At 36.5% G+C, this 6,996-nt stretch carries 8 protein-coding genes; 7 read left to right on the top strand and 1 reads right to left on the bottom strand.

The features are described 5' to 3' along the window. Positions 1-1,069, bottom strand: a 1,069-nt coding sequence (gene hmdC / locus QZ143_RS08765; protein WP_292883281.1) for a 5,10-methenyltetrahydromethanopterin hydrogenase cofactor biosynthesis protein HmdC, incomplete at its 3' end; no start/stop codon positions are given. A 436-nt stretch (positions 1,070-1,505) separates the two neighbouring features. Between hmdC and hmd the strand changes: the two genes are divergently transcribed. The 7 genes from hmd (at position 1,506) to QZ143_RS08730 (ending at position 6,863) form a co-directional block, all read left to right on the top strand. Further along, positions 1,506-2,519 (top strand): 5,10-methenyltetrahydromethanopterin hydrogenase, encoded by a 1,014-nt coding sequence (gene hmd / locus QZ143_RS08760; RefSeq protein WP_292607778.1) that lies wholly within the window; start codon positions 1,506-1,508, stop codon positions 2,517-2,519. A gap of 131 nt (positions 2,520-2,650) precedes the next feature. Continuing rightward, positions 2,651-3,649, top strand: coding sequence for a 5,10-methenyltetrahydromethanopterin hydrogenase cofactor biosynthesis protein HmdB (gene hmdB, locus QZ143_RS08755; protein WP_292883278.1), 999 nt, complete (start codon positions 2,651-2,653; stop codon positions 3,647-3,649). 24 nt (positions 3,650-3,673) lie between these two features. Then, positions 3,674-4,156: a DUF3236 domain-containing protein gene (locus QZ143_RS08750; RefSeq protein ID WP_292883275.1), complete on the top strand. Its 483-nt coding sequence runs from the start codon at positions 3,674-3,676 to the stop codon at positions 4,154-4,156. Positions 4,157-4,159: 3 nt separating this feature from the next. Then, positions 4,160-4,945: an SAM-dependent methyltransferase HcgC family protein gene (locus QZ143_RS08745; protein ID WP_292883272.1), complete on the top strand. Its 786-nt coding sequence runs from the start codon at positions 4,160-4,162 to the stop codon at positions 4,943-4,945. Continuing rightward, positions 4,946-5,644 carry a Nif3-like dinuclear metal center hexameric protein gene (locus QZ143_RS08740; protein WP_292883269.1) on the top strand — a complete coding sequence of 233 codons (699 nt, stop codon included), beginning with the start codon at positions 4,946-4,948 and terminating at the stop codon, positions 5,642-5,644. Next, on the top strand, positions 5,641-6,291 hold the full coding sequence (locus QZ143_RS08735) for a hypothetical protein (protein ID WP_292883266.1): 651 nt from the start codon (positions 5,641-5,643) through the stop codon (positions 6,289-6,291). Before QZ143_RS08740 ends, QZ143_RS08735 begins: the two co-directional genes overlap by 4 nt. After that, on the top strand, positions 6,288-6,863 hold the full coding sequence (locus QZ143_RS08730; protein ID WP_292883263.1) for a UPF0254 family protein: 576 nt from the start codon (positions 6,288-6,290) through the stop codon (positions 6,861-6,863). Before QZ143_RS08735 ends, QZ143_RS08730 begins: the two co-directional genes overlap by 4 nt. The last annotated feature ends 133 nt before the right edge of the window (positions 6,864-6,996 follow it).

The raw sequence follows: 6,996 nt of genomic DNA, 5'->3' as shown, positions 1-6,996 counted from the left end.
CTGCAGTAGCTAATGACAGCAAATCATGCTTTTGAACCGGAAGTCCCCTGTTTGGAAATTCCTCATTGATTATTTGGATAATCCTTGGAAGTCCGAATTTTCCTCTTCTGGCAGTTCCGGGCTCATAGCCGCACATGTATCCGTGATGATTTTTTGGAAAACCTGTAATAACCATGTTCAAGCCTGAACGCAATCCTGCACGAACCTCATGTTCATAAGCTCCATTGGTGGCCACAACCTTTCCTGGAGACAATATCCTTGCAGCCGCAATTGTTTTTGCAAAGCTTTCTGTAGTGTTTTCACACCTGTTGAACGGACCTCCTTCAACCACAATGACATCTGCACCGATTTCAATGGATTTTTCAAAGCCTGTTATGACCTCATCATAACCGTCACCAACAAACATTATGGATTCCAAACCTCTGCCATATTTTTTGGCCAGCTGTGCAATGTCTTCAGCTTCCCTTAAAGGGGCTGCATGACCGTCTCCAGTCTGTTCAGAAGTAACGTTTACTGCAACGGATGATGATAACTTAATCCATTCCTCCTTATCATCTTTCTGTTCCATTTCCTTATCAATCAAACGTTCGTGAATCCTCTCTCTAGGACATTCTGTGAATGCGGGACCCTTATTATAACATTCACCGCCACAGCCACTGATATTTTTCGGAAGCCTCATTGCACCATTTTCTCCAAAGTGATCCAAATCAAGAGGAACGTCAACTATTTCATGGACCTTTTGCATCACTTCAAGACCGGTCATTCCGAATTTTTCTCCGATATCAGAAAATGCATATGCACAGATATGAATTGGAGCACCTATCATATCTGATAAGCGACAGTTGCCAAGCAAATCCATTATCTCCAAATCGGATGCACATGTTCCTGCAACAACTTCAGTCAGGTCACAGCCTAATGGAAATCTTTTAAACTGCATCCCCAATTTCATTGCCTCATCCAGGGAAAGTTCTGAAATTGCATCAACAACTGATGTCACATCCTTGTCCATTTTTGAAATTTGAATTGCGGCTTCATCATCAAAAACCGCTTTTCTTATTAAGTCATACATGAAATTTTACTCCAAAATTGCTTTATCTAATAATATTTTCAGTGAAATCCTTAATAAATATCTTTCGATTTAGGCATACCTAAAATAGATTTAAAATTCTTCATATAATAAAATAAAAAGTATTACAAAAGCATATAATAATAAAGAAATAGTAATACCAGTATTACTAGAAATAAATATATACTAAAAAAATAATACTAAAAAAAGAGTAATAACAAGTTTTAAATAGTACTATTATTTAAATATAACTTATTACTGCATGGAATAAAACTACCATAATTTGTATTACTTAATGAGTCTCGCTCATTGAATCCATGCAGTAAAACTTTTAGAATAGTTCAAGCTATTATAAAAGTTCAATAAATAAGGAGACAAAAAAATGATTCTTTCTAAATTAAAAGAAAGATTCGAAAACGATAAAAAAGGAGACAAAAAAATGAAAGTAGCAATTTTAGGTGCAGGATGTTACAGAACACACGCTGCAAGTGGAATTACCAACTTCTCAAGAGCTTGTGAAGTTGCAGAAGCAACCGGAAAAGAAAACATTTCAATGACTCACTCAACCATCGAAATGGGTGCAGAATTATTAGAATTAGCAGGTGTAGACGAAGTAGTCGTATCCGACCCTGTATTTGATGGAGATTTCGTTGTAGTAGATGATTTTGATTACGCAGAAGTAATTGCAGCACACAAAGCAGGAAACCCAGAAGATGTAATGCCTGCAATCAGAGCAAAAGTTAACGAATTAGCAGAAACTGTACCAAAACCAGCAAAAGGAGCTATTCACTTTACTCACCCAGAAGATTTAGGAATGAAATGTATTAACGATGACTCTGAAGCTGTAGCTGACGCTGACTGGGTAATGACCTGGTTACCAGAAGGCGGTATGCAACCTGACATCATCAAAAACTTCGCAGATGACATCAAAGAAGGTGCAATTGTAACTCACGCATGTACCATCCCAACCACCGGATTAAACAAAATCTTCGAAGACTTAGGAACCAACGTAAACGTAGCTTCCTACCACCCAGGTGCTGTACCTGAAATGAAAGGACAAGTATACATTGCTGAAGGTTTCGCTGACCAAGCTTCCATTGACACCTTAATGGAATTAGGTCAAAAAGCAAGAGGATCTGCATTCACATTACCAGCAAACATGGTTGGTCCTGTATGTGACATGTGTTCCGCAGTAACTGCTATTACCTACGCAGGTATTTTAGCTTACAGAGACACTGTTACTCAAATTTTAGGTGCTCCTGCCGGATTTGCACAAATGATGGCTAACGAAGCTTTAACCCAAGTAACCGCATTAATGCAAGATGAAGGTATCGACAAAATGGACGATGCTTTAAACCCAGCTGCATTATTAGGTACTGCTGACTCAATGAACTTCGGTTCCTTAGCAGAAATCGTACCTACCGTACTCGATTACTTAGGTAAAGACAAATAAATGCAAATAAGTTATAATTGTTGATTCTTATCAACAATTCTTTAACTTATTTTTTAATTGCTGTGAAAAATAGCCATTAAAAAATAAGTTAATGATTATTAAAGATAAAAAAATTAAAATTGGGTGTTAAATTGATTGATGAAATCTTAAATAAAGCAAAACAAGGACAAGAATTAAGCGATGAGGAATTTTTAGAATTGTTGGACATCGAGAACGATGAGGATTTGGAAAAGTTGTTCAAGATAGCTTGCGATATAAGAGACAATCAATCAAAAGTAATCAAATTAACATCCACTGTCCATCTTACCAACAAATGCCAAATCCAACCTAGATGCGAATATTGTGGATTTGCAGAAGAGACTTCCGAAAAAGGATACTACAATGCATTTTATAAATCCAATGATGAAATACTGAAAGCTGTAAAATCCATTCAACAGGCACACATTCCCCGCGTAAGCTGTTCTGGAGGATACGGATACAAAGGAAAGCAAGCAGTTAATGCATGCAGAATAGTAAAAGGACAATCAGATTTGGAGATTCTTGTAAATGTCGGTGGGGATTTGACTGAAAAGTCCGTACAGGAATTGGCTGAACTTGGTGCAGATACAATCTGCTGCAACCTGGAAACCATTAATGAGGACGTATTCTATCAAAGAAAACCTGGAGACTCACTAGATCAAAGAATACTAACCTGCAAAAGAGTAAGCGAAGCGGGTGTGGGATTGTCTTCAGGACTGCTTTTAGGTCTTGGCGAAAGTAAAGAAGATAGAATAAAACACCTACGTTACTTATCCAACTTCAAAACATTGGAAGAAATTCCAATAATGGGATTCAATCCATATGAAGGCACACCAATGGAAAATCATCCTGCATTCCCATTGAAAGAGCAGCTGAAAATGGTTGCAATCACCAGAATAATGTATCCTGAAATCACAATTACAATGCCGACACCGACCGTCGGTCCTGAAAATGTAGAATTTTCACTCAAGGCAGGTGCAAATAACCTGGCAACCGTAATAGCCGACAATTACCCTCACGAAGTTAAAGGGGTAGGCTCTCCGGAATATGGAAATTATAATGAAGTCGTCAATGTCATTGAAAAACTGGATTTAATACCTCAAACTATTTAATCACTTTTTTTAAAATATGATAATATGGCATTTGAAAAGATGATAAGAAATGCATTTGAAGAGTCAAGAGATGACCGCAGGTTTGGAGATACTCTTGATGAAATCAAAGAAATTCAGGATTACATGAAAAATGCTGAAAAGATATGCATTCCTAATAAAAACGGAATAAAGGTTGAAGTTTTAAACAGAGTTTTAAGCGAGTACGGGTTGCCTCAAGCTGAAATGCTTCAGATTGACACAAATACTGCAGACACCAGCAGAATCCCTGCCCTGGCAAAGGCATATATGGCACTAGACCAAAGTGATGCCGATTTGATAATAGCCAGAGGCCGCCTGGGAATTCCTGGTTCAGGATCACTGCTTATTTTTATAGACAACAAGGGAAGAATACTAACTGCCGGAACCTCCCCATCACACGTGATTCATAAAAAAACAATTGAAGAAGCAGTTTATGAAGAGGCATCTGAAGCTCTTGAAAAAATCGGATTTAAAAAAATTGAAGGTTAAAATATGGATATTGATACTGGAATCACATCTGAAGTACTTACAATCAAATCTGAAATCAAAGTAATTGATATCTTTAATGAAATCATTTCAAAAAAGTCAGAAGCTGTTTTCAGCTATATTGAAAGTTTGAATCTTTCCTCAGATACAAAAATAATTGTTATAGGGACATATTTTACAGGCGTAGGAATTGTTAAAAAATTAAGCGAAAAATATGAAAACATATTATTGATTGATATCTATCCTCATTTGGAAGGCTTGCTTTATACAGATGTGGGAGGAAAGCTCAAAAATAGCGTTGATTTTTCTTCAAATCTTGATTTGATCTATTCCGGAGATGTCGTGATTGACACAACAGGTTTTGGCGGCATCAATGTTGAGCAGTCATCAAAATTTGATGTTGACGCATTCATAATAGAAGATCCAATAGCTGAAGACAATGATCCACTCTTGAAAGATAAGAACAACATCGATGAAAGGCTGAATGCAGTCAAATCCCCAAATAAGGCAATAATAAAAACCGAAGGCATCGATACGAAAACATCCGGAACAATGACACTGACAATCGGCCTTTTAACCAGGGTTTTGAAAATATGCCTTGAAAAGGAAGGCACGCTCTACAGCGCATGTGAAATGGGTTTTTTTGAAGAGGTCATCTTTAAAGAAAAAAATATAGGCAAGTTCATTGAACTCGTTAATGTAAATGCCCTTAAAGTATCCACAATAAGTCCATTCAATTGTGACGGAGTCATCAGCGAAGAGATGGATAAAATTACCTCAAGGGTGATTTAAATGAAGCTCAGTGAAATAATTGACTTTCTGGATGAAAGAATACCCAGGTCATTGGCCTTGAAAGGTGATGAAATAGGATTCAAAAAAGATTACGATTTATCACAGGATATTGAATCAGTAAAAATTTACATGGATTTGCTGCCAGAAGATGACATTAACAGTGAAAATACTCTGATAATAACCCATCATCCTCCGCTGTTCATTCCAGAAACACCGACCTATACAATACATTCAAATTGGGACATAATGGACGGTGGAGCAAATGAAGCATTGGCAAAAGCACTGGATTTAGAGGTTATTGATTATTTCGATGACAATACAAAAATCGGAAGAGTCTGCAAGGCAGATGAAAAATTTACAGAACTGAAAAGCAATATTCTAATGAAATTCAAAAACGCAAGAATCGTAAACGACACGGATGATGAAAGGACAATAAGAAATGTTGGAATCATATCCGGTTTTGGCTTAAAAAACCCCGATTATATAAAATTAGCCAAAACAAAAAATTTAGATGTTTTAATTTCCGGAGACATGACTCAGGAAACTGCAATTCTTGCCAAAAATTTAAAAATTACATTGATTGACTTAACCCATCATGAAAGTGAAGTTCCAGGACTCTATGCCCTTGAAAACATCATGAAAGAACTTGACATCAATACAGAAGTTATCGACAAAAACCCTATAGAAGTGATAAAATGACAAATGACGAAATTAAAAAGATGGAAGACAGACAAGTCCCACACGGCAGAATCGATTTGATTGGATGCGGAAGATTAGGTTTAAGAATTGGAATAAACCTAATGCAGGTTCACAGAGGCGGACCAAAGACAATAGGTGCATTCGACGGTCAAAAAATAGATGGTGGAGATGTGATTTTCACACTCCTTGGAGCCAAAACAGGTCAAAACAAGCCGGATTTCATTAAACAGTTATGCACCCATAAAAAGGAATTCAGAGAAGTTTTAAGCCATCCTGAATATATTACAGACGAAAATCTCGATTTGATTGAAGGGGATGTTGTAATCATCGTCATTGCCGGAGGAAATACCATACCTACCGCAGCCAAAATAATAAAGCATGCCCACGAAAGGGGTGCAAAAACAATTGGAACTGCAGGAATATTCGGATATGGAAATGAAAATATCGAAATCAAGGACATTTCAGAATATGATGACACCAATCCCGCTATTGAAGAGTTAAGAAAACAGGGAATAACAGAAAATCATTTGGTTTTAACAACAAACAAGTTAATCAGGGACAATGAGCCCGTAACACCATATACTTTAGATGAAGTTGCAAAAATCATTACAATGAATGCATTGAAGTTATTGGATGACAGAATATGATTAAAATAGCTACAGCAGAATGCTTTACACAAGGAAAAATCGGAAGGGAATTGCATGCATTGGCTCAAAGTTATGAAGGAAACTTTGGAGTAGAGTACATTGAAAACCCAAAAAAATATGGTGATTTCGATTATAATGACATTAGCGTAACCTGCAGCCTATTTATTCCAACAATTGAAGCGGTAAAAAAGGTATTGAATGTTGAAAATCCTCCAAAACCCAAAAAATTAATCAAAGGCATTAAAGTCTATGATGAAGCCGGAGATAAAGCCATGAGTAAAATCATGGCAAAGGCTGTAAAAGAATTAAGCGATTGTGACATAGCAATTGGAACAACAGCAGGCATCGGGCGTGGTGGAATATCAGTAATAACAGACACCTGCGAAATTACGACAACCACCGATGTTTATGCTGATTTATGTGAAAATGACAGCGAAAAATTATTCCAGCGCAGCGAAAACGGAATTGAAAAAGCATTGGAAATACTAATGCTTCTCCTCAACAATGATTTTGAAAAAATAAGGTCTTTTGAAAATGTGGAAATTTTAGATTTAAGTAAAAAAATATTGTAAAAAAATAAAATAAGCTTTGAAATGATTTTGAACTCCCTATAATGAGAGTCAAAATAATTTCTCCATAGTTTAAACTTTGAAGTCGTATTTACCTCTTTGAACTCTTTCAAAGTAAGTCAAAGCGATTGTAACA

This window comes from Methanobrevibacter sp. UBA188 (genome assembly GCF_905234905.1).
In the GTDB taxonomy this organism is placed as follows: Archaea; Methanobacteriota; Methanobacteria; order Methanobacteriales; family Methanobacteriaceae; genus Methanocatella.
The sequence above is the reverse complement of the archived record's forward strand: the minus strand, read 5'-3'. Positions and strand labels throughout refer to the sequence as shown.

Excerpts from the sequence above, each read along its gene's own strand:
- QZ143_RS08735 (WP_292883266.1), top strand. The coding sequence starts at position 5,641 with ATGACAAATGACGAAATTAAAAAGATGGAAGACAGACAAGTCCCACAC.
- hmd (WP_292607778.1), top strand. The coding sequence starts at position 1,506 with ATGAAAGTAGCAATTTTAGGTGCAGGATGTTACAGAACACACGCTGCA.
- QZ143_RS08745 (WP_292883272.1), top strand. The coding sequence starts at position 4,160 with ATGGATATTGATACTGGAATCACATCTGAAGTACTTACAATCAAATCT.
- QZ143_RS08740 (WP_292883269.1), top strand. The coding sequence starts at position 4,946 with ATGAAGCTCAGTGAAATAATTGACTTTCTGGATGAAAGAATACCCAGG.
- QZ143_RS08750 (WP_292883275.1), top strand. The coding sequence starts at position 3,674 with ATGGCATTTGAAAAGATGATAAGAAATGCATTTGAAGAGTCAAGAGAT.
- QZ143_RS08730 (WP_292883263.1), top strand. The coding sequence starts at position 6,288 with ATGATTAAAATAGCTACAGCAGAATGCTTTACACAAGGAAAAATCGGA.